The sequence below is a fragment of the Pacificispira sp. genome (assembly GCF_965228185.1).
Lineage (GTDB): Bacteria > Pseudomonadota > Alphaproteobacteria > UBA8366 > Aestuariispiraceae > Pacificispira.
In genome coordinates this window covers 687,032-705,631 of the sequence record NZ_CBDDHE010000002.1, presented here as the reverse complement: position 1 = coordinate 705,631, position 18,600 = coordinate 687,032, and the positions used below count along the sequence as shown (strand labels likewise).

The window sequence follows — 18,600 nt, the reverse complement described above, 5'->3', positions numbered from 1 at the left end:
GATTACGCATCAGGTAATCGTGGTCAGATCAAATCCGTACGAGGCCGGTAGTCGACATAGGACAGGATCTTATAGACTTCGTCCTGGTCGTCGGACAGGGGACAGGCCAGAACCTCGACCCGCAGGAAATGTTTGTGGGGGCCGACATAGGGGACGGAATCGTAGCGCGGCATTCGGCTGTCGACGATGGACTGAAAGAATTGGAATATCTTACTTTCCGGTCCGCGTTCCGACAGTTCTCGCCACGGTGTACCCATATAATTGCGGTGATTGTGGTACTGAACGGTCTCGCCGGTGATCCTCTCGACGAAATCCAAGGGGTCACGCAACACGTCCAGCAACACGACGTTGCCCAACAGCCGCCGGATATCCAATGGGTCGATATCCCGCCGGTGCGGCATGCGTCGGCCGTCGCACTTCTCGGTCCAATAGGCCGCGCCTTCCCGGATCAACGCCGAAGCGTTGTCCGAAATCAACGTGCCTTCGTCCCCGCTTCTGAAGCCGGAGATATCCATTCCGTTCAAGCACCTCGCCCTAGGTGCCCCTCCCGGTGCGGAAGGTAACACGTAGAGGCGGGAAAATCACGAAATCGTAATAAACGGATCTCAACCGGTTAATCGGAATCGAACGGGTTGGTACCGGTCCGGTCTTCGATTTCCACGACCCAAAGGTCCGGATCGCGGGACCGGGCGCGTCGGATATAGTCGTCGGCCGCTGCCTCTTCCGGGGCCGGGTCGGCGGGCAGGGCATCGACCCATTTCAGGGCGCCGTCAAGATCGCGCTGCTGTGTCAGCAGACGCGCCCGTCCGTTCAGTGTGGAGATTCGGACCAGCACGACTCCGGTATGCGGGTCGCCACGATGCGACACGACCGCCGGTACGCCGCGTCCGGAGCACAAGGCCAACCCGGCCTGGACCCACAGATTGGTCGGCAGTCGCGGATCGTACATGGCTAACCTTCTATTCCCAGTTCGGCCAGGATGCGGGCGCGATCGGCATCCAGTTTGGGTGCGGGCGGACGGTCGGCCGGATCGGCGACGCCCGACATCTTGATCGGATTGCCCGCCATGGTCAGGGACGGCCCGTCCGGATCGCGCATTTCGACCACCATGTTGCGGGCCCGGACCTGCGGATCGTTCAACGCCTGGGCGACGTCGTTGATCGGCCCGTTCGGCACGCCGGCCGCGTCCAGGACAGACAACCAATGGGCCGTCGGCGCGCCGGTCAGGGTTTCTTCCAGTTCGGCCTTCAAGGCTTCGACATGGGCCGCGCGGCCGTTATTGTCCACAAAGCGTGGGTCGTCCGCCAGGTCCGGCCGACCCAGCGCCGCCGCCAGTGTCTGGAACAGCTTGTCGTTCCCCGCCGCAATGATGACGTGGCCGTCCTGCGTCGCATAGGCTTCGAACGGGGTGATCGACGGGTGCCGCGCGCCCAGCGGGCCCGGTGCCTTTCCGGTCACGGCATAGCGCGCAATGGCGTTCTCCAGGATCGCGATCTGACAATCCAGCATCGAGATATCGATCATCCGGCCCTGGCCGGTGCGTTCCCGTTCGAACAATGCCGCATTGATGGCGGACAAGGCGAACAGGCCGGCGGTCAGATCGCCGACCGATGTCCCGACGCGGGTCGGTGGGCCGCCCGGATGCCCGGTCACCGACATGATGCCGCCCATGCCCTGGACGACCATGTCATAGGCCGGGCGCGTGTTGTACGGCCCGGTCTGACCGAAGCCCGAGATCGCGGCATAGATCAGGCGCGGATTGGCGGCGTGCAGCGCGTCCCAGCCATAACCCAGCCGGTCCATTGCCCCGGCGCGGTAATTTTCGACCAGAATGTCCGATTTGCGGATCAGCGCATCGAAGACCCGGCGATCCTCCGGCTGTTTCAGATCCAGCGCGATCGATTCCTTGCCCCGGTTCAGGCTCAGGAAATAGGCGGAAACGCCGTCCAGGAACGGGCCGAAACTGCGCGAATCGTCGCCGGTCTCCGGTACCTCCACCTTGATCACGCGTGCGCCCATATCGCGCAGCAGCATGGTACAATAGGGACCGGCCAGGACGCGGGTCATGTCGATCACTGTCAGACCCGAAAGCGGGCCTTGTGTTTCGGAAACTTCCTTCATGGCGGGGTTATTCGAACCTTCACGAACCGGGATGGCCTTCACGAACCGGGATGGCTGCTGCACACTGACCTGCGGCAAACTGAACTGCACCGCAACATGCCGGTTGTGACCCGGCATTTCCAGGCCATATCAATATGGCATGTGATGCGGACGGATAACGGAGCGAAAATCATGACCACAACAATCGCCGTGAAGGAAGAGAGCGGCTTCTTCGCCCGGACGCTGGCCAGCCTGCGCGAGGTCTGGGACGACCTTGCCGGAACGGAGCGGGTCAGCGCGCTGAAACCCGATTTGAACGACCGCGATTTGTCGACGGTCCGCAAGCAGATGGCGGCCTGTCTGGAAGGCAAGGGCGGTGAAGTTTCCGCCCGTCAACGCGCAGCCGCGCTGGGCCAGGCCTATCTGTCGCTCAGCCGCGACGGTCGCCGCCGGTTCCTGCTGCTGTTGGCGGAGGAGTTCGGGACCAAATCCGAACAGGTCGCCGAGGCGATGCGCCAATGGCAGGACGCGGGCGACGAGGGCGCGCGCCACAAGGCGGAACAGAAATTGCGCACCGCGCTGACCGCGCCCCGAATGGCGCTGCTGACCCAATTCAACGCCCTGCCGCAGGGGGTGAAATTCCTGGTCGATATGCGCGCCGACATCCTGTCCTTCCTGCGCGAAGAGCCGTCGCTGAAACCTCTGGATGCCGATTTGCAGGCCCTGCTGGTCAGTTGGTTCGACATCGGTTTTCTGGAGATGCGCGCGATTTCCTGGAAATCGCCGGCCTCGCTTCTGGAAAAGCTGATCGAATACGAGGCCGTGCATGAAATCCGGTCCTGGCACGATCTGCGCAACCGGTTGGAATCCGACCGGCGCCTCTATGCCTTCTTCCATCCCCGCATGCCGGAAGAACCGTTGATTTTCGTCGAGGTCGCACTGGTCAACGGCATCGCCGGCAATGTGCAAAGCTTGCTGGACGAATCCGCGCCGACCGGCGATCCGGCCGCGGCCAACACCGCGATCTTCTACTCGATCTCGAACACCCAGAAAGGGCTGCGCGGCATCAGTTTCGGCAATTTCCTGATCAAGCGCGTGGTCGAGGATCTGCGCCGCGATCTGCCGAATCTGAAGACCTTCTCGACCTTGTCGCCGATCCCCGGATTCCGCGCCTGGCTGGACAGCGCCATCGCCGAGGGCAAGCCCAATATCCTGACCGCCGACGACCGGAAGAAGCTGAAGGAGGCGGTCGGCACGACCGTGTCCAAAGGGCAATTGCCGAAGCTGGTCGCGTCGGATTGGAGCAGCGATCCCGCACTGTCCGCCGCGTTGAAGGAACCGCTGACGCGCCTATGCGCCCGTTATCTTGTGCGCGAGAAAAAGGGCACGTCGCCGCTGGACCCGGTGGCGCGGTTCCACCTGCACAATGGCGCGCAGGTGGAGCGGATTAACTGGCTGGGCGACACGTCCCCGAAAGGGTTCGAGCAATCCTGCGGCATGATGGTCAACTATCTCTACCGCCTGCCCGACATCGAAAAGAACCACGAGGCCTTCGCCGCGGACGGCACCGTGGTCTATTCCAGCGCGGTCAAGTCGCTGCTCTGACCGGCCGGGCGACACCATGAGATAGCCGGAAAGACGGGCTCTACAACACAAGCGTTCCTGCGAAAGCAGGAACCTTCGCTGCCCCGGCACTGCGCGTGATCCAAGAAGGCTCCTGCTTTCGCAGGAGCGCGAGGGAAAGTCGGCGCGAAGAGATACCTTTGGCCATCCGTCACCCCGGCGAAAGCCGGGGTCCAGGGAGAAGGGCAACGACCCTGCCGGTGGCCCTGGATTCCGGCTTTCGCCGGAATGACGGCGCTCGACAACATTTGTGTTCCTGCCAAAGCAGGAACCTTCGCTGCCCCGGCACCGTGCGTGATCGAAGAAGGCTCCTGCTTTCGCAGGAGCGCGAGGGAAAGTCGGCGGCAAGAGATGCCCTTACCCATCCGTCACCCCGGCGAAAGCCGGGGTCCAGGGGGAAGGGCACGACCCTGCCGGTGGCCCTGGATTCCGGCTTTCGCCGGAATGACGGCGCCCGACAACACCCGAGTTCCTGCGAAAGCAGGAACCTTCGCTGCCCCGGCACCGCACGTGATCCAAGAAGGCTCCTGCTTTCGCAGGAGCGCGAGGGAAAGTCGGCGCGAAGAGATACCTTTGGCCATCCGTCACCCCGGCGAAAGCCGGGGTCCAGGGAGAAGGGCAACGACCCTGCCGGTGGCCCTGGATTCCGGCTTTCGCCGGAATGACGGCGCTCGACAACATTTGTGTTCCTGCCAAAGCAGGAACCTTCGCTGCCCCGGCACCGTGCGTGATCGAAGAAGGCTCCTGCTTTCGCAGGAGCGCGAGGGAAAGTCGGCGGCAAGAGATGCCCTTACCCATCCGTCACCCCGGCGAAAGCCGGGGTCCAGGGGGAAGGGCACGACCCTGCCGGTGGCCCTGGATTCCGGCTTTCGCCGGAATGACGGCGCCCGACAACACCCGAGTTCCTGCGAAAGCAGGAACCTTCGCTGCCCCGGCACCGCACGTGATCCAAGAAGGCTCCTGCTTTCGCAGGAGCGCGAGGGAAAGTCGGCGCGAAGAGATGCCCTTACCCATCCGTCACCCCGGCGAAAGCCGGGGTCCAGGGGGAAGGGCACGACCCTGCCGGTGGCCCTGGATTCCGGCTTTCGCCGGAATGACGGCGCCCGACAACACCCGAGTTCCTGCGAAAGCAGGAACCTTCGCTGCCCCGGCACCGCACGTGATCCAAGAAGGCTCCTGCTTTCGCAGGAGCGCGAGGGAAAGTCGGCGCGAAGAGATACCTTTACCCATCCGTCACCCCGGCGAAAGCCGGGGTCCAGGGGGAAGGGCAACGACCCTGCCGGTGGCCCTGGATTCCGGCTTTCGCCGGAATGACGACGCTCGACAACATTTGTGTTCCTGCGAAAGCAGGAACCTTCGCTGCTCCGGCACCGCACGTGATCCAAGAAGGCTCCTGCTCACGGGGGCCGGATCACGGTAGGTTCGCGGTTTCGCGCCATTGCCGGCGCAGGGCGACGGCGCGGTCGTGGAAGGGGGTGTCGAGGCGGTCGGCCTTGGCGATCCGGTCGATCCGGAAATGCCGGAAATCGGCGCGCAACTCGCACCACGCGGCCAGGACCACCGCGTCGATGTAGTAGATCATGCCCAGCGGCAGGATCGTCCTCTGGCTCGCCTTGCCCTCCGCGTCCTTGTAGTCGATGCGCAACCGGTCCTCGTCGCGCAGGGCCTCGCGGAAGAACCGCGTGTCGGTTTCCGATTCCGGGATCGTGTTCCAGCTGGACGCGTACAGCGTTCGGTCGGCCAGCGGGCCCGCGTGACCCGGCACGGCGGATGCGATCTTGCGCCCGGCCCGGTCGGCGGCGTTCAGCAACCCGCTGTCCCGCGTCCGGCCCAGCATGGCAAGACCGACGACAATGGCCTCGATCTCCTCGGCATCGAACATCAGCGGCGGCAGGTCATAACCGGGCCGCATGATGTAGCCGATCCCGGCCTCGCCCTCGATCGGAACGCGCATGGCCTGAAGCGCCGCGATATCGCGATAGACCGTGCGCTTGGCGACTTCCAGCGCGTCGGCGATGGCTTGCGCCGTCATCGGCCGGTCGGCGGCGCGCAGAATCTGGATGATTTCGAACAGGCGTCCTGACTTGCTCATCCGGCTCTCCTTTCTTTGCCAGACTATAGCACCACTGCTGACAGCCTGTTGTCAGCAGTGGGCGGTTACTGTCGGCGCGCTTTCGGCATGCCGCCGACGGGATCGAGGAGAGAGACGATGATCAAATACCTGTATCCGGACGGAACCCATTGCTACCGCGCCCTGCACACCGCCCATGCGGTCTTCTATGCCGAGGACGGCACCTTGACCGCCCGCGCCCAGAAGCCGGATGGCAGCGGCCTGTATGAGTTTGAGATCACCGGGTTCGAACTGCTGCAGCTGGGGGTTCGCTATGATTGAAGCTGCGGCGCTCCGGACATTCGAAACGCGCTCGGTCGAAATGCGGCGGTTCTGGACCGTCACCATTCAGGCCCCGTCAGAGGATATCGCAAGAATCATGGAGCATGTGACGTCCGTCACGCCCCTGACCCAGGGTCCTTATGATAATAATGTTTTCGTCACTGCAACCGGCACGGAACGTTATCGTCCGTTGCCCGGGGCGGCGGCGGGGGCCGAGAGCGCGGTGCGGGAACGACCGGGCGTGGTCGAGATCAGTTTCGAAATGGCGCCCGATCCGGGCATGCTGGAGCAGGTGGTGGAAACGGTGTTTCAGGTGCACAGCTATCAGGAACCGGTGATCAAGGTTCAGGAAAGCCTCGTCAGCCGCTCCAAGGGTCTGGACGACAGCGACAATCCGCACCGGTGGTGGAACACGACCGGCGATTGGAAGAAATCCGATGCCTGAAAAATCCGGGCCCGATCAATCATCCCTGGACCTGCGCGATGCGGGTCCGGCGCATTGGGAGGCCTTCGTCGAACTGATGGGGCCGAAAAAGGGCGGGTCCGGCGGCTGTTGGTGCATGTTATGGCGCCTGGACCGCAAGGCCTTCGATGCCGGGAAGGGCGATGCCAACCGGGATGCGATGAGGGCGCTGTTCGACGGGGATCCGCCAGGCATTCTGGCCTTCGATGGGGATCGGGCGGTCGGTTGGTGCGCCATCGCGCCTCGGCCCGCCTATCCCTATCTGGACCGGTCGCGCCTGTTCAAACCGCTGGACGATCTGGCGGTCTGGTCGGTGTCCTGTCTGACCGTCGCCAAGTCGCACCGGCGGCAAGGCCTGTCGGTGACCCTGTTGGAAGGCGCGGCGGATTTCGTGCGCCGGCGCGGCGGTCCGGCGGTCGAGGGTTATCCCGTCGACCCCGCCGTGCCGAACTATCCCGCCGTCTATGCCTGGACCGGCCTGGCGGAATCATTCCGCCGCGCCGGATATGAAGAAGTGGCGCGGCCCTCCGAGACCCGCCCCATCATGCGAAGGATGCTGGCATGAGCGACCCAGTGGCAGAAAAACGCGCACGGTTCCGGGCGCTGCACCGGCGGGGAATACCGCTGCTGATCCCCAATCCGTGGGATGTGGGCTCCTCCCGCATCCTGCAGGGCCTCGGCTTCGAGGCGCTGGCTTCGACCAGCGCGGGGATGGCCTTCACGATGGGCGAATGCGAGGGCGCGATCAGCCGGGATGCGGCGCTGGATCATTGCCGGATGCTGGTCGGCGCGACCCCGCTGCCGGTTTCCGCCGATCTGGAGAAAGGCTTTGCCGATACGCCCGATGGCGTCGCGGAGACGGTGCGCCTAGCGGGCGGAATCGGCCTCGCCGGCTGTTCCATCGAAGACCATACCGGCGATCCCGACGATCCGATTTTCGATGAGGGGCTGGCGGTCGAACGCATCGCGGCGGCGGTGGAGGCGGCGCATGCCGTGTCGCCCGATTTCATCCTGACCGCGCGCTGCGAAAGCTTGCTATGGGGCGGCCGCGACCTGGACAAGGTGATCCGCCGCCTGCAGGCCTTTGAAGCCGCCGGCGCCGATGTGGTCTATGCGCCCGGGTTGCGCGATCTGGCGTCGATCCACCTGGTTTGCCGCTCGGTTTCGGTGCCGGTGAATGTGGTCATGGGCATGCCGGGCGCCGTCTTCACCCTGGCGCAATTGGCTGAGGCCGGGGTGGCGCGGATCAGCGTCGGTTCCGCTTTCGCGCGCCTGGTCTATGGCGGGCTGGTCCGGGCGGCGCGGGAGGTCCGGGAGCAGGGTCTGTTCACCTTTGCCGCCGACGCGATGGATTTCGCCAGCCTGGAACGGTTCTTCCGGCGGTAACTACCTCATTAACCCGGATTTTTCGCGATTTTCCGCAGTCTCTGCAATGGCACGCCTCTTGCTTATTAACCATGCGGAGGCGTTGCAGGTATGAAGCTGAATTCTTTTCTGGATCCGATACGGGATGACGGCGTGGGGGAAAGCCCGGGCAGCGTCCTGTCGCGCGGCGCGCGCATCCTGCGGTCCCAGCCGCCGGGCAAGACGCGCCGGTCGGCAAAAAGCCGCCTGCCGGAACCGCCGCCCCTGGGCGACGATCGCATATCGGTCAGTCTGGAAGCGACCTATCTGATGGTCGGCGACCGCTATGATCCGCGGTTCCTGACGCCGAACGAACTGGTCGACATGACCGAACTGATGCTGGCCGGCCGCGCCATCGATCGCAGCGAACAAGCCCTGCTGCTGCGCGGTCCGCGCGGACGGGGCTATCCGGTGGGCGAGGCGGGGTCCGCCCGCAACATCATCGCCGACTGGCAGAACCATCTGGCGCGTTCCGTCGGCCGGTCCGACCTGAACGGCGTCACCCGCGCGACACGCGCCCTGGGCATCCTCGGTCGTGTCGCCGTTACCCGTATGCCGCGATAGGCAATTTCCTGCCAATCCGCGTCGGTTGCCCGGTCAGCCCCCGATTGTTAATGTCCTTCCGGGCGATTCTTGTCGGGGGCGGTCTTGAAACAATTGATATCTTTTATGGCCGTGCTTGCGCTCCTCGCAGCCTGCAAGACCCCGGAACCAAGCTACTGGATGAAACCGTCGCTGGCTAAGTCGCTGGCCTATCCTGCGGAAGTAACTGTTTTCAGCGACCCAATTGCCGTTTCCATCGCACCGTTCGCGGAAGCGCGGGTAAAGATCGACGGCAAAGTGATCGTGACCGGTTCCAATATTCCCTTCCGACGGGGCTTTGAATACACGGTCCATGGCAGTGTCGTCGGCACGGTGACTCCGAATGAGGTTCGCTGGAACTATCGGTTCGAGGAAGCCGATCTGGAAGGGTACGATAACGACGAGTTCCTGGCCGATCCGGTCGAGATTGTCGTTCGGATGCGTCGCGTGGACAGTGTGCGGCGGGTAAGGCCCGTCATTGGTGGGCCGGGACTGGATGATTTGGACGAGACCTTTTCACTGTTCCAGGAATACATCGCCGCGTTCCGGCCGGCGTCCCATCAGTTTTCGGTCGGCGATGCCTTTTTTGTCGAGAGGTCGACGACGGGGTTGATCGGCAAACTCGGTGTAAGGATCGAATCCCGTGTGGATGGGAAGACTACCTATAGGTCACGGCCTGCACTGGCGATATCCTACCAGTTCTCGAATGAGACAACGGCGAGCTCTGTCGAAACGGAAATGTCCGGGGCAGGCGTTGTTCTTTACGATATCGAACTCGGTATTCCGGTCTACGTTTCGGAGCTCAAGACCTACAATTACATCTCGAGCTCGAAATACTTCCGGTCCAAGGAAACGAGGACGTGGCGCAACTATCTCTAGCGGCGCCTCTCCGTCTTGACCGTTTGGATCGCATGGATTCTCCATGATTATGGACGGCCTTTGTCATCCAGATGGAGAAGGTTATGACGACTGATCAGGCAAACCGCGACCGAATGCTGGCGCATTACGAGAAGGCGGGGGCGCTGGAGCGTATCCTGGCGGGCTGGCAGGCCATGGGCGGTGCGCCGGAGGCATTGGCGGCGGTCGACGAGTTTCACATTCGCGGACCGATGGCGACGAAGATGCTGTTGGACCGGTTGGACCTGCCGCCGGGCGCGCGCTTTCTGGATGTCGGGTCGGGGCTGGGCGGTCCGGCGCGCGCGCTGGCGAAACAGAAGGGCTACCGGGTCACCGGCCTCGACCTTTCGGCCAGCTATTGCGAGATCGCAACCGAACTCAGCCACCGGGTCGGTCTGGCCGATACGACCGATTTCCAATGCCAGGACGTCGCCGATCACGATGGCATCTATGACGGCGCCTGGACCATTCATGTCGGGATGAATGTTCAGGACAAGGAAGGCTTCTATCGCGCCATCCGGCGGCGCCTGAAGCCGGGGGCACCTTTCATCGTCTATGACATGTTCCGGGGCGACGGACCCGCGCCCCGCTATCCGATGCCCTGGGCCGATACGGCGGCGGACAGCCAACTGGAACGGCGGGACCTGGTCGAAGACGCTCTGTCCTCGGCGGGGTTCGAGATCGTGGACCGAGACGACGATACGGAGAAGGCCGCGGCCTTCATGACCAAGGCAGCGGAAAAGGCCCAATCGGCCGGGGGGACGCCGCCCTTGGGCCTGCACCTCGTGCTGGGCCCGGTTTTCGCGGAAATCGCGCCGAACCTGCTGCACAATCTGTCTTCGGGTGCGATGCGCGTGGGGGTGATCGTGTGCCGCTGCCGGATGGGTTGAGGGACGTCTTAATGGACCGGCGGGGCCGAAGCGGATTTCGGCCCCGCCGGCCATGTCAGAACATAATTTTCATTCCGGTCACCAGATAGACCGATTCACTGGCTTCTCCCTCCGCCGAGAGGATTCTCTCGGTCTCGCCGAAACTGCGCTCGTAATGGACCCCGATATAGGGGGAAAACAAGCGATCGACCAAATCATAGCTTAACCGGGCGCCGATCTCCGTTTTCATGCCCCACGCACCGACATCCTTTTCGGAATCATCGGTAAAGGGCAGGTCCACTTCGAAGCTCGGGGTCAATGTGATCCGGTTGGTGATTAACCCCTCATACTCGATTTCGAACCGCGCGGAAGGGTGCTGCGACAGGAACAGGTCGGCATCGATTTCGAACCATTGCTTGGTCAGCCCATGCAGGCCGGCAACAAAATCGACCCTGTCGTAGCTTTTTGGATTTTCCACACGGACTCCCATGACGCCGTCGAAAAAGTCCGAGACCGGAAACTGCAGCCGTGCCTGGTTCTCCAAGGCCTCGAACTGACCCGGGCCCGTTTCGTATTCCGCCTCGCTGCGCCAAACGAGTTTCAGATCGTCGTTTCCGACGAAGGCGTCGAAATCCCAGGCCAAGATGTTGCCGCTGGCCTCGCCCAGGCGGTGTTCCAATTGCTCCACCTGAACACCCCAGACGATGGGTTCGGCCAGTGTCGTACCGGCCGGCAAGGCGCCCAAGGCGGCCAGGGTCGACAAGAATGCGATGGTTTTCTTCATCGGTCAGCCCTCTCCCTGCTTGGCATCGGCAACGGGACCGCCTTCTACGATCACCTTGCGGAACATCCCGCTGTCGGCGTGATAGGACAGGTGGCAATGGAAGGCCCATTGGCCGGGCGCATCGACCTCCGTTTCCATGAAGACCGTGGTGCCGGGCGACACGCTGATCACATGTTTGACCGGATCGAATTTGCCGCTGCCATTGTCGAGGATCGACCACATCCCGTGCAGGTGCATCGGATGCGTCATCATCGTCTCGTTGACGAATTTGAACCGCACCCGCTCGCCGTATTGCAGGACGATCGGATCGGCATCATCGTATTTCACACCGTTCAGCGACCAGATATAGCGCTCCATATTGCCGGTCAGACGGATCTCGATTTCACGGGTCGCCTCGCGGTCCTTGTAGAGCGGCTTCTGGGCCTTCAGGTCGGCATAGGACAGGAATTTTCCGTCATTGGCCGCCCGTGGCGCCAGACCGCTGCCCGGGGCATAGAACGGATCGGCGGCAGGTCCCTGCATGCCGGCATGGGCGCTGTGGTCCATACCCTCCATCGCGCCGTGTGCCATGCCCTGCATGACGGTCCCGTCCGCCATGGTATGGGTGCCGCCCTCAGCGGCGCCATGGCCCATGGCCGCGTGATCCATGCCTTCATGCGCCATGCCCATATCCGCCATCGTCAGCAACGGCGGCTGGCGCAGGTCCGGGATGGGGCCGGCCATGCCTTCGCGCGGAGCCAATGTGCCGCGGCCATAGGCGGTGCGCCCCATCGATTCCGCGAAGATCGTATAGGCGCGATCCTCGGTCGGTTTCACGATGACGTCATAGGTTTCGGCCACCGCGATCCGGAATTCGTCGACGGGCACGGGTTGCACATTGTTGCCGTCCGCCTGGACGACGGTCATTTCCAGACCGGGAATGCGGACGTCGAAATAGGTCATCGCGGAGGAATTGATGAAGCGCAGGCGGACCCGCTCGCCCGGCGTGAACAGGCCGGTCCAGTTCTGCTCGGCGCTCTTGCCGTTGATCAACGGGTCGTATCCCTGCAGATCTTCGATGTCGGTCGGCATCATGCGCATGTCGCCCCAGGCGGAACGGTCCGCCAGTGCGGCCTGCATGCCGTCCTTTTCGCTGTCGGCCAGAAAATCCAGGAAGGTCCGTTGCTGTCGGTTGTAATAGTCCGGCATCATTTTCAGGTTCCGCATGATCCGATGGCCGGTATGCGGGTGGGCGTCGGTCAATTGGACCACATATTCGCGGTCGAACCGAAACGGTTCGCGACCCTTCGGTTCGATGACGATCGCGCCGTAGGCGCCGTCCGGCTCCTGGAAGTCGGTGTGGCTGTGGAACCAATAGGTTCCGGCCTGAACGATGGGGAACCGGTAGGTGAAGGTTTCGCCCGGGGCGATCCCGTCATAGCTGATGCCCGGCACGCCATCCTGTTCGAACGGCAGGATCAGGCCGTGCCAATGGATCGAGGTCGGCTCATCCAGATTGTTGGTCACGTTGATCGTGACCTCCTCGCCCTCCTTGAAGCGCAGGACCGGTCCGGGCGATGCCCCGTTGTAGCCGATGCCCTGGCGAGTGAAGGACCCTGTGTCGATTGTGACACGGTCCACGGTCAGGTCGTATTCCCCGGCCGTCGCGCAGCCCAACGGCAGCGCGATCAGGCCGGATCCGAGCGCAAGCGCCCGGATCACGGTTGTGAATGTCATCTTGAATTTCCCGATTCAGTGCCGAAAGGCCCGATCAATGAGACAGCTTGATCGGTCCGACCATGCCCGCACCGTAATGGCCGGGCACGTTGCAGGCGAATTCCAGGTCGGCGTGATCCGGGAATTGCCAGACGATTTCCGCCGTCTGACCCGGTTCCAGAAGAATGCTGTTCGGCTCTTCATGCATGCCGTGACCCATGGATTCCTGCATGGCCTTCGCCGCTTCCCAGTTGATGCGGTCACCTTCCAGGACGCCGTGTTCCATCATCATCATCATTTCGGGCTGATGCGCCTTGTGCAGTTCCGCCGTGGCGATGTTGAACTCGTGCACGAACTCACCGTTATTGGTGACGACGAAACGCACGGTTTCGCCTTCCTTGATCTCGATTTCTTCGGGCTCGTAGTAGTTGTCGCCCATGGTGATTTCGATCGTGCGGCTGACCGCCGACGGATCGCCCGGCTGACCGATCATCGCGCCATGTCCGCCGCCATGCTCCCCGGCGGCAAAGGCGGGGGAGACGGCAAGGAGAGCGGACAGGCCGAAAGCGGCGGCGACGGTGTTCTTCACGGAAAAGGTCATCGTGTGACTCCATAGATTTGAATCGTGTTCGACTGAGCGGAAACGGGTTTCCGCGGAAAGGAACGCGAATCAGGATCTTGGAGGGGGATTGTCGGCCGTAAGGAAGGTTCCGCGCATCGCGGACAGCGTGACATGATACGCCGCAGTGCCGGAAAACGCGGCTTCCGCAGGAAACTGCGGTTCCTGCAACGCGGTCGAGTTACAGTGATTGGCCGTTACAAGGCAATCCCAGCCATGGCCGGCGCAATGCGCGTCGATCGCGTCGCTGGCGTGGTCCGCCGCCATATGTGTGGTTTCAGCGGTGCCGTGCCCGGCATGGGCATCGACCTTAGCAGTGGCAAGGCCCAGTCCGCCGGTCGTCAGCAGGATCATCCCCGCGACGAGAAAAGACGACAGAATTTGCCTGAACCGCTTCAGCATGGGCGGAATATTGAACTGTCGGCGCACCGCGTCAAGATTCCACCCACTGGAACCTTTGGCGATTTCTTTGAAACGGGGGGCCGGCCTTACTCCGCCGCCGCTGCCAGATGCGCGTGACGGCGGGCCCAGACGGCCGACGTGCCGTTCGGGGCGGGCTGGTAGTAGTGCGAGAATTCCCGTACCGCATCCAGCCATTGCCGCGCCTCGACACCGTCATTGACCTCATAGCTGTCGAAACCGGCGCGCTGCATGAACAGATACTGGTCGCGCAGGACATCGCCCGTGGCGCGGATTTCGCCTTCGAAGCCGAGGCGCTGACGCAGGATGCGCGCGGCGCTGTAGGACCGGCCGTCGGTGAATTTCGGGAAGTCCAGGGCGATAACCTGAAGGCGCGGCAGATCGCGTTCCAGGGCGGTTACATCCTCGCCCGGCGACACTTTCACGCCCAGTTCGGCGCGGCTGCGCACCAGGGTCTCGCGCTCCGCCAGGAAACGCTTGTAGCTGACGATGGTCGGGATGTCGGCCTGGACCGGCGTGTCGTCATCGGCCGTGATCCACTGATCCGAAACCTGGGTGCCGTTTTTGATAAGAGCCATGTCTGGGGTCTCCTTCCGGTCAGGCGGCCTTGGCGCCGTACAGCCGCTCCTTGAACGGCTGGAACCCCAGGCGCTCGAGCGTGTCGATGAAGCGCTCCGCCGGGTCGAGGCGCAGCGTCAGATAGGTTTCGACCACGGTTTCCACCGCGTCGACGATGCCGTCGGCGCTGAAGCCGGGGCCGGTGATCTTGCCGATGGCGGCGGCATCGTCGGCACGGCCGCCGAGCGTCAGCTGGTAATGCTCCTCGCCCTTCCGGTCGACGCCCAGAATGCCGATATGGCCGACATGGTGATGGCCGCAGGCGTTGATGCAGCCGGAGATTTTGATTTCCAGCGGGCCGATATCGTATTGCCGGTTCAGGTCGGCAAAGCGTTCCGAAATCGCCTGGGAGACCGGGATCGACCGGGCATTGGCCAGGTCGCAATAATCCAGGCCCGGGCAGGCGATGATATCGCCGGCCAGCCCGATATTGCCGGTCGCCAGGCCCGCTTCGACCAGACGGTCGTAGACGGCGGGCAGGTCCTGCAGCCGGACATGCGGCAGCACCAGGTTCTGCTGATAGGTTGCCCGGATTTCGCTGTCCACCGCATAGTCCTCGGCGATATCGGCGACCGCGTCCATCTGGTCGGCGGTGATGTCGCCCGGAATGCCGCCGGTCGGTTTCAGCGAGATATCGACGATGGCATAGCCCGCCTGACGGTGCGGTTTCACATTGGTGCGGACCCAATGGCGGAAGTCGCGGTCTTCGAACTTGCGGGCTTCGAAACCGGTATCGGTATCGGCCAGCGTCTCGAAAGCGGGCGGCGCGAAATAGGCGGCGATACGGTCGCGCTCCTCGGCCGGCAGGTCGACGGAGGTTTCCTTCTTCATCGCCTCCCATTCGGCCTCGACCAGTCGGGTGACTTCCTCGACACCGACTTCATGGACCAGGATCTTGATCCGCGCCTTGTACTTGTTGTCCCGGCGGCCGAGCATGTTGTAGACGCGCAGCACGGCTTCCAGATAGGATAGCAGATTGTCCTTGGGCACGAATTCGCGGATCGTCTTGGCGATCATCGGGGTCCGGCCCTGGCCGCCGCCGACCATCACCTTGAAGCCGACTTCGCCCGCATCGTTGCGCACGATGACCAGGCCGATATCGTGCACCCGCACGGCGGCGCGGTCGTTCTCGGCGCCGGTCACGGCGATCTTGAACTTGCGCGGCAGGAAGCTGAATTCCGGGTGGAAGCTGGACCATTGCCGGATGATTTCGGCCCAGATGCGCGGGTCCTCATGCTCGTCCACGGCGGCGCCGGCATAGGGATCGGCCGTCGTGTTGCGGATGCAGTTGCCCGAGGTCTGGATGGCATGCATCTCAACCGATGCCAGTTCCTCCAGGATATCCGGCGTCTGTTCCAGCGTGATCCAGTTGTACTGAATGTTCTGGCGCGTGGTGAAATGGCCATAGCCCTTGTCATAGACACGGGCGATATGGGCCAGCTTGCGCATCTGCGGCGCATTGAACGTGCCATAGGGGATGGCGACGCGCAGCATATAGGCGTGGATCTGCAGATACAGGCCGTTCATCAGGCGCAGCGGCTTGAACTCGTCCTCGGTCATTTCCCCGGCGACGCGGCGGGCGACCTGTCCGCGGAACTGGGCGACCCGTTCCTGGACCAATTGGGCATCGAATTCATCGTAACGGTACATGGCTTACGCAACCTCTTGCAGGCGTGATTTCGGCTCGGACTGCTTGCCGAGGTCGAGGCGGACTGTCGGGCCCAGGGCGCGGATACGCTCCTTCAATTTGGTCGGGACCGGCGCGCCGTCGCGGATTTCGACATCGATCAGTTCGGCATTCACGACGATGGAGTCGGCCGTGGCCTGGACGCCGATCTGTTCCAGCGCGGCATGGCCTTCGGCATCGCCTTCGGTGCGGGCGGCGGAAACGCGGTCGGACCAGCCGCCGGCTTCGGTCAGCCAAACGGCTTCGCCATCAATCAGTCGGTTTGCTTTCAGGGCTTTCAGGCTCATCGCCGAATTCCTCCGATGGCTCAAACGGCGGCCAGAGCGGCCGGACGCCGGTCCGGGACCGCGCCGTGGCGCAGGGTTTCGTGACGGGTTTCAGGCAGGCTGCCGGAGGGGCCGATGACGACCACCGACAGGCCTTGTTCGGCTTGGCGGGCGGCGGTTTCGACGGCATGGCCGGCACGGGTCCATTCGGCACGATCGGCGTCGCGGCGGGTCAGTTCAAGCAGCGCCGCAGCGGCATCGGCACGGTGCAGGATCACATCCGCCCGCTGCATGTGCCGCAACGCGCGCAGGCTCAACAGGTCGGTCGCGTCGGCATCGACTTCGATCAGGGTTACCGCGCCCTGCGGACGGTGGCTGCTGGCGCGCCGGTTCAGGGCCGTCAGCATGGCGTCATTCGCCCCGGCCTCGTCGCCGTTCAGGACCTGTTGTGCAACCGGGCCGGTGAAGAAGCCTTCCCAGAATGCCTTCCGGGCCTTGCCGTCCGACAGGGTCGCGGAAACCGCGCCGCGGAACTTCCGGGCAAAAGCCGCCAGATTGCCCAAACGGGCGGGCAGGAGGGCTTCCAGGGTCTCACGGACGTTGCGCGCCAGGATCGGGGCGGCCCCACCCGTGGCAATACCGATCACGACCGGATTTCGGTCGACGATGGACGGGATCAGGAAATCGCACAATTCGGTCCGGTCGACGGCATTGACCGGAATGCGCGCGGCGCGCAGCAGGTCTACCGACTGTTCCGCGATATTGTCGTGCTCGGTTGCGACAACGGCAAAGGCCACGTCGTCCACAATGTCCGTTTCGGTCAGGGCGCGGCGGTGCAGCGTGATCCGGCCTTCGTCTTCCAGCGTGGAAATCTCATCCGCCGGGTTGTCGGCGAAGACGGCGATCCGGGCGTGCGTGCGGGCGAGCAGACGCAGCTTACGGATCGCCGCGTCGGCCCCGCCGACGACGATCACGCTTCTGTTCTCCAGGCGCCAGAAGGACGGGAACACGTCCATGATATCGCTCACGCTCCATTCGCTTAATTCACACAAGGAAATGTGTGAAAAACTATTTAGACGTAATATAGGTGTGAATTATAAATATGTCCACACTTGCATGCGGAATTGGCGGACGAAATTCACATCGTCCGCGGCACAAGCGGGGGTGCGTGATCGCAGGTCAGTTGGTAATGCGCGTGCCGAAGCCGTTTTCCAGCGCGACGGCCAGGGCATAGGTCGCGATGGCGGTGTCCTGGGCGCCGGTGCCGGTCAGGTCGCAGACCGTGACGGCCTCGTCGGATGGGCGGCCCGGGCGAGTGCCGGCGACCAGATGGCCCAGTTCGGTAACGGGCATGTCCTCGGGCACCAGCCCGGCGCCGACGGCGTGGTGCAACTCACCCAGCCGCGCCGATTGCTCGTGCTTATCACAAACGAACAGGTCGGCTTCCGCGATGACGCTGGGCGCCAGTTCGTTCTTGTGCTCCGCGTCGGAGCCCATGGCGGTGATATGCAGGCCCGGATGCAGCATGGTGGAATCGATCAGCGGTTCCCGGCTGGGCGTCGTCGTGACGGCGATCTGTGCGTCGGCCAGGGCCTCTTCGATGCTGTCCGCGACCCGGGTCTTCAGCGAGGTCGACCATTCGATATCCTCGGCGCAGCCGGCTGCCTTTTCGGCGTCCCGGCCCCAGACGGTGACCGTCTCGATCGGACGGACCAGGGCCAGCGCCTGCATTTGCAGGCGTGCCTGAAGCCCGGTGCCGATCACGGCCGCTCGGCTGGCATTCTTCACGGCCAGGCAGCGCGCGGCGACCGCGCCCGCCGCGGCGGTACGCACGTCGGTCAGGTATCCATTGTCCAGCAGCACCGCACGGACCACCCCGGTATCGGCGTCATGCACGACCATCAGGCCGCTGGTCGTCGACAGGCCTTTCTTCGGATTGTCGAAAAAGCCGGGGCTGACCTTGATCGCGAACCCGTCCAGGCCGGGGACATAGGCCGTCTTGACGTCGACCTCGGCATTCTTGTCTTCCATGTCCATGCGCAGAATCGGCGGCATGACGACCGATCCGGCGGACAGTTTCGCGAAAGCGTCCGCGACCAGGTCCACCGCCGTCATGTCCAGCGTGATCGCCTGACGCAATTCGTTCTCGTTCAGAATCAGAACTTCCTGCATGGCGGTCCC

21 protein-coding genes are annotated in these 18,600 nt (G+C 63.3%); 8 read left to right on the top strand and 13 right to left on the bottom strand.

The features are described from left to right. Nucleotides 1–23: 23 nt before the first annotated feature. From ACO06O_RS03270 to ACO06O_RS03260, 3 genes are all read right to left on the bottom strand, one after another. Nucleotides 24–515, bottom strand: a complete 492-nt coding sequence (locus tag ACO06O_RS03270) for a PAS domain-containing protein (protein ID WP_421876232.1) — start codon at nucleotides 513–515, stop codon at nucleotides 24–26. A 98-nt stretch (nucleotides 516–613) separates the two neighbouring features. Then, complete coding sequence (locus ACO06O_RS03265) at nucleotides 614–949, bottom strand: DUF1491 family protein (protein WP_421876230.1); 336 nt, start codon at nucleotides 947–949, stop codon at nucleotides 614–616. 2 nt (nucleotides 950–951) lie between these two features. Then, a complete protein-coding gene (locus ACO06O_RS03260) occupies nucleotides 952–2,121 on the bottom strand; it encodes a CaiB/BaiF CoA transferase family protein (RefSeq protein ID WP_421876227.1) in 1,170 nt (389 codons plus the stop codon). A 171-nt stretch (nucleotides 2,122–2,292) separates the two neighbouring features. On the opposite strand from ACO06O_RS03260, the gene ACO06O_RS03255 reads away from it, so the two are divergent. Further along, complete coding sequence (locus ACO06O_RS03255; protein ID WP_421876225.1) at nucleotides 2,293–3,705, top strand: malonyl-CoA decarboxylase; 1,413 nt, start codon at nucleotides 2,293–2,295, stop codon at nucleotides 3,703–3,705. A gap of 1,429 nt (nucleotides 3,706–5,134) precedes the next feature. Here the strand turns inward: ACO06O_RS03255 and ACO06O_RS03250 are convergent. Beyond that, entirely contained in the window at nucleotides 5,135–5,815 is a 681-nt protein-coding gene (locus ACO06O_RS03250; protein WP_421876223.1) for a helix-turn-helix transcriptional regulator, read from the bottom strand. Between the two features lie 117 nt (nucleotides 5,816–5,932). On the opposite strand from ACO06O_RS03250, the gene ACO06O_RS03245 reads away from it, so the two are divergent. The 7 genes from ACO06O_RS03245 to ACO06O_RS03215 all read left to right on the top strand — a co-directional run bounded on the left by ACO06O_RS03245 (nucleotide 5,933) and on the right by ACO06O_RS03215 (nucleotide 10,351). Then, entirely contained in the window at nucleotides 5,933–6,115 is a 183-nt protein-coding gene (locus ACO06O_RS03245; RefSeq protein WP_421876221.1) for a hypothetical protein, read from the top strand. Further along, the gene (locus ACO06O_RS03240) at nucleotides 6,108–6,560 is read left to right on the top strand and encodes a hypothetical protein (RefSeq protein WP_421876219.1); all 453 of its coding nucleotides are present in this window, start codon (nucleotides 6,108–6,110) and stop codon (nucleotides 6,558–6,560) included. The genes ACO06O_RS03245 and ACO06O_RS03240 overlap by 8 nt, the downstream gene beginning before the upstream one ends. Next, a complete protein-coding gene (locus ACO06O_RS03235; protein WP_421876217.1) occupies nucleotides 6,553–7,143 on the top strand; it encodes a GNAT family N-acetyltransferase in 591 nt (196 codons plus the stop codon). The genes ACO06O_RS03240 and ACO06O_RS03235 overlap by 8 nt, the downstream gene beginning before the upstream one ends. After that, nucleotides 7,140–7,964: an isocitrate lyase/PEP mutase family protein gene (locus ACO06O_RS03230; RefSeq protein ID WP_421876215.1), complete on the top strand. Its 825-nt coding sequence runs from the start codon at nucleotides 7,140–7,142 to the stop codon at nucleotides 7,962–7,964. The genes ACO06O_RS03235 and ACO06O_RS03230 overlap by 4 nt, the downstream gene beginning before the upstream one ends. A gap of 90 nt (nucleotides 7,965–8,054) precedes the next feature. Beyond that, nucleotides 8,055–8,546 (top strand): hypothetical protein, encoded by a 492-nt coding sequence (locus tag ACO06O_RS03225; RefSeq protein WP_421876213.1) that lies wholly within the window; start codon nucleotides 8,055–8,057, stop codon nucleotides 8,544–8,546. Between the two features lie 105 nt (nucleotides 8,547–8,651). Further along, nucleotides 8,652–9,443 (top strand): hypothetical protein, encoded by a 792-nt coding sequence (locus ACO06O_RS03220; protein WP_421876211.1) that lies wholly within the window; start codon nucleotides 8,652–8,654, stop codon nucleotides 9,441–9,443. An 83-nt stretch (nucleotides 9,444–9,526) separates the two neighbouring features. Next, entirely contained in the window at nucleotides 9,527–10,351 is an 825-nt protein-coding gene (locus ACO06O_RS03215) for an SAM-dependent methyltransferase (RefSeq protein WP_421876209.1), read from the top strand. Nucleotides 10,352–10,406: 55 nt separating this feature from the next. On the opposite strand, the gene ACO06O_RS03210 is transcribed toward ACO06O_RS03215, so the two are convergent. The 9 genes from ACO06O_RS03210 to ACO06O_RS03170 form a co-directional block, all read right to left on the bottom strand. Continuing rightward, nucleotides 10,407–11,114 carry a copper resistance protein B gene (locus ACO06O_RS03210; RefSeq protein ID WP_421876206.1) on the bottom strand — a complete coding sequence of 236 codons (708 nt, stop codon included), beginning with the start codon at nucleotides 11,112–11,114 and terminating at the stop codon, nucleotides 10,407–10,409. Between the two features lie 3 nt (nucleotides 11,115–11,117). Beyond that, entirely contained in the window at nucleotides 11,118–12,830 is a 1,713-nt protein-coding gene (locus ACO06O_RS03205; protein WP_421876204.1) for a copper resistance system multicopper oxidase, read from the bottom strand. A 34-nt stretch (nucleotides 12,831–12,864) separates the two neighbouring features. Then, nucleotides 12,865–13,410, bottom strand: a complete 546-nt coding sequence (locus ACO06O_RS03200) for a cupredoxin domain-containing protein (RefSeq protein WP_421876202.1) — start codon at nucleotides 13,408–13,410, stop codon at nucleotides 12,865–12,867. Nucleotides 13,411–13,479: 69 nt separating this feature from the next. Beyond that, nucleotides 13,480–13,857, bottom strand: coding sequence for a hypothetical protein (locus ACO06O_RS03195; RefSeq protein WP_420418156.1), 378 nt, complete (start codon nucleotides 13,855–13,857; stop codon nucleotides 13,480–13,482). A 59-nt stretch (nucleotides 13,858–13,916) separates the two neighbouring features. Beyond that, nucleotides 13,917–14,426, bottom strand: a complete 510-nt coding sequence (locus tag ACO06O_RS03190; RefSeq protein ID WP_421876200.1) for a DUF934 domain-containing protein — start codon at nucleotides 14,424–14,426, stop codon at nucleotides 13,917–13,919. A 19-nt stretch (nucleotides 14,427–14,445) separates the two neighbouring features. Beyond that, on the bottom strand, nucleotides 14,446–16,116 hold the full coding sequence (locus ACO06O_RS03185) for a nitrite/sulfite reductase (protein ID WP_421876198.1): 1,671 nt from the start codon (nucleotides 16,114–16,116) through the stop codon (nucleotides 14,446–14,448). A 3-nt stretch (nucleotides 16,117–16,119) separates the two neighbouring features. After that, complete coding sequence (locus ACO06O_RS03180) at nucleotides 16,120–16,440, bottom strand: DUF2849 domain-containing protein (protein WP_420418153.1); 321 nt, start codon at nucleotides 16,438–16,440, stop codon at nucleotides 16,120–16,122. 20 nt (nucleotides 16,441–16,460) lie between these two features. Then, complete coding sequence (locus ACO06O_RS03175; protein ID WP_421876196.1) at nucleotides 16,461–17,447, bottom strand: precorrin-2 dehydrogenase/sirohydrochlorin ferrochelatase family protein; 987 nt, start codon at nucleotides 17,445–17,447, stop codon at nucleotides 16,461–16,463. A gap of 151 nt (nucleotides 17,448–17,598) precedes the next feature. Further along, nucleotides 17,599–18,591: a cyclodeaminase gene (locus ACO06O_RS03170; protein WP_421876194.1), complete on the bottom strand. Its 993-nt coding sequence runs from the start codon at nucleotides 18,589–18,591 to the stop codon at nucleotides 17,599–17,601. Between the last annotated feature and the right edge of the window lie 9 nt (nucleotides 18,592–18,600).

Bases quoted from the DNA above. Each gene is read 5' to 3' on its own strand.
- ACO06O_RS03270 (WP_421876232.1), bottom strand. From the start codon at position 515: ATGGATATCTCCGGCTTCAGAAGCGGGGACGAAGGCACGTTGATTTCG.
- ACO06O_RS03265 (WP_421876230.1), bottom strand. From the start codon at position 949: ATGTACGATCCGCGACTGCCGACCAATCTGTGGGTCCAGGCCGGGTTG.
- ACO06O_RS03260 (WP_421876227.1), bottom strand. From the start codon at position 2,121: ATGAAGGAAGTTTCCGAAACACAAGGCCCGCTTTCGGGTCTGACAGTG.
- ACO06O_RS03255 (WP_421876225.1), top strand. From the start codon at position 2,293: ATGACCACAACAATCGCCGTGAAGGAAGAGAGCGGCTTCTTCGCCCGG.
- ACO06O_RS03250 (WP_421876223.1), bottom strand. From the start codon at position 5,815: ATGAGCAAGTCAGGACGCCTGTTCGAAATCATCCAGATTCTGCGCGCC.
- ACO06O_RS03245 (WP_421876221.1), top strand. From the start codon at position 5,933: ATGATCAAATACCTGTATCCGGACGGAACCCATTGCTACCGCGCCCTG.
- ACO06O_RS03240 (WP_421876219.1), top strand. From the start codon at position 6,108: ATGATTGAAGCTGCGGCGCTCCGGACATTCGAAACGCGCTCGGTCGAA.
- ACO06O_RS03235 (WP_421876217.1), top strand. From the start codon at position 6,553: ATGCCTGAAAAATCCGGGCCCGATCAATCATCCCTGGACCTGCGCGAT.
- ACO06O_RS03230 (WP_421876215.1), top strand. From the start codon at position 7,140: ATGAGCGACCCAGTGGCAGAAAAACGCGCACGGTTCCGGGCGCTGCAC.
- ACO06O_RS03225 (WP_421876213.1), top strand. From the start codon at position 8,055: ATGAAGCTGAATTCTTTTCTGGATCCGATACGGGATGACGGCGTGGGG.
- ACO06O_RS03220 (WP_421876211.1), top strand. From the start codon at position 8,652: ATGGCCGTGCTTGCGCTCCTCGCAGCCTGCAAGACCCCGGAACCAAGC.
- ACO06O_RS03215 (WP_421876209.1), top strand. From the start codon at position 9,527: ATGACGACTGATCAGGCAAACCGCGACCGAATGCTGGCGCATTACGAG.
- ACO06O_RS03210 (WP_421876206.1), bottom strand. From the start codon at position 11,114: ATGAAGAAAACCATCGCATTCTTGTCGACCCTGGCCGCCTTGGGCGCC.
- ACO06O_RS03205 (WP_421876204.1), bottom strand. From the start codon at position 12,830: ATGACATTCACAACCGTGATCCGGGCGCTTGCGCTCGGATCCGGCCTG.
- ACO06O_RS03200 (WP_421876202.1), bottom strand. From the start codon at position 13,410: ATGACCTTTTCCGTGAAGAACACCGTCGCCGCCGCTTTCGGCCTGTCC.
- ACO06O_RS03190 (WP_421876200.1), bottom strand. From the start codon at position 14,426: ATGGCTCTTATCAAAAACGGCACCCAGGTTTCGGATCAGTGGATCACG.
- ACO06O_RS03185 (WP_421876198.1), bottom strand. From the start codon at position 16,116: ATGTACCGTTACGATGAATTCGATGCCCAATTGGTCCAGGAACGGGTC.
- ACO06O_RS03180 (WP_420418153.1), bottom strand. From the start codon at position 16,440: ATGAGCCTGAAAGCCCTGAAAGCAAACCGACTGATTGATGGCGAAGCC.
- ACO06O_RS03170 (WP_421876194.1), bottom strand. From the start codon at position 18,591: ATGCAGGAAGTTCTGATTCTGAACGAGAACGAATTGCGTCAGGCGATC.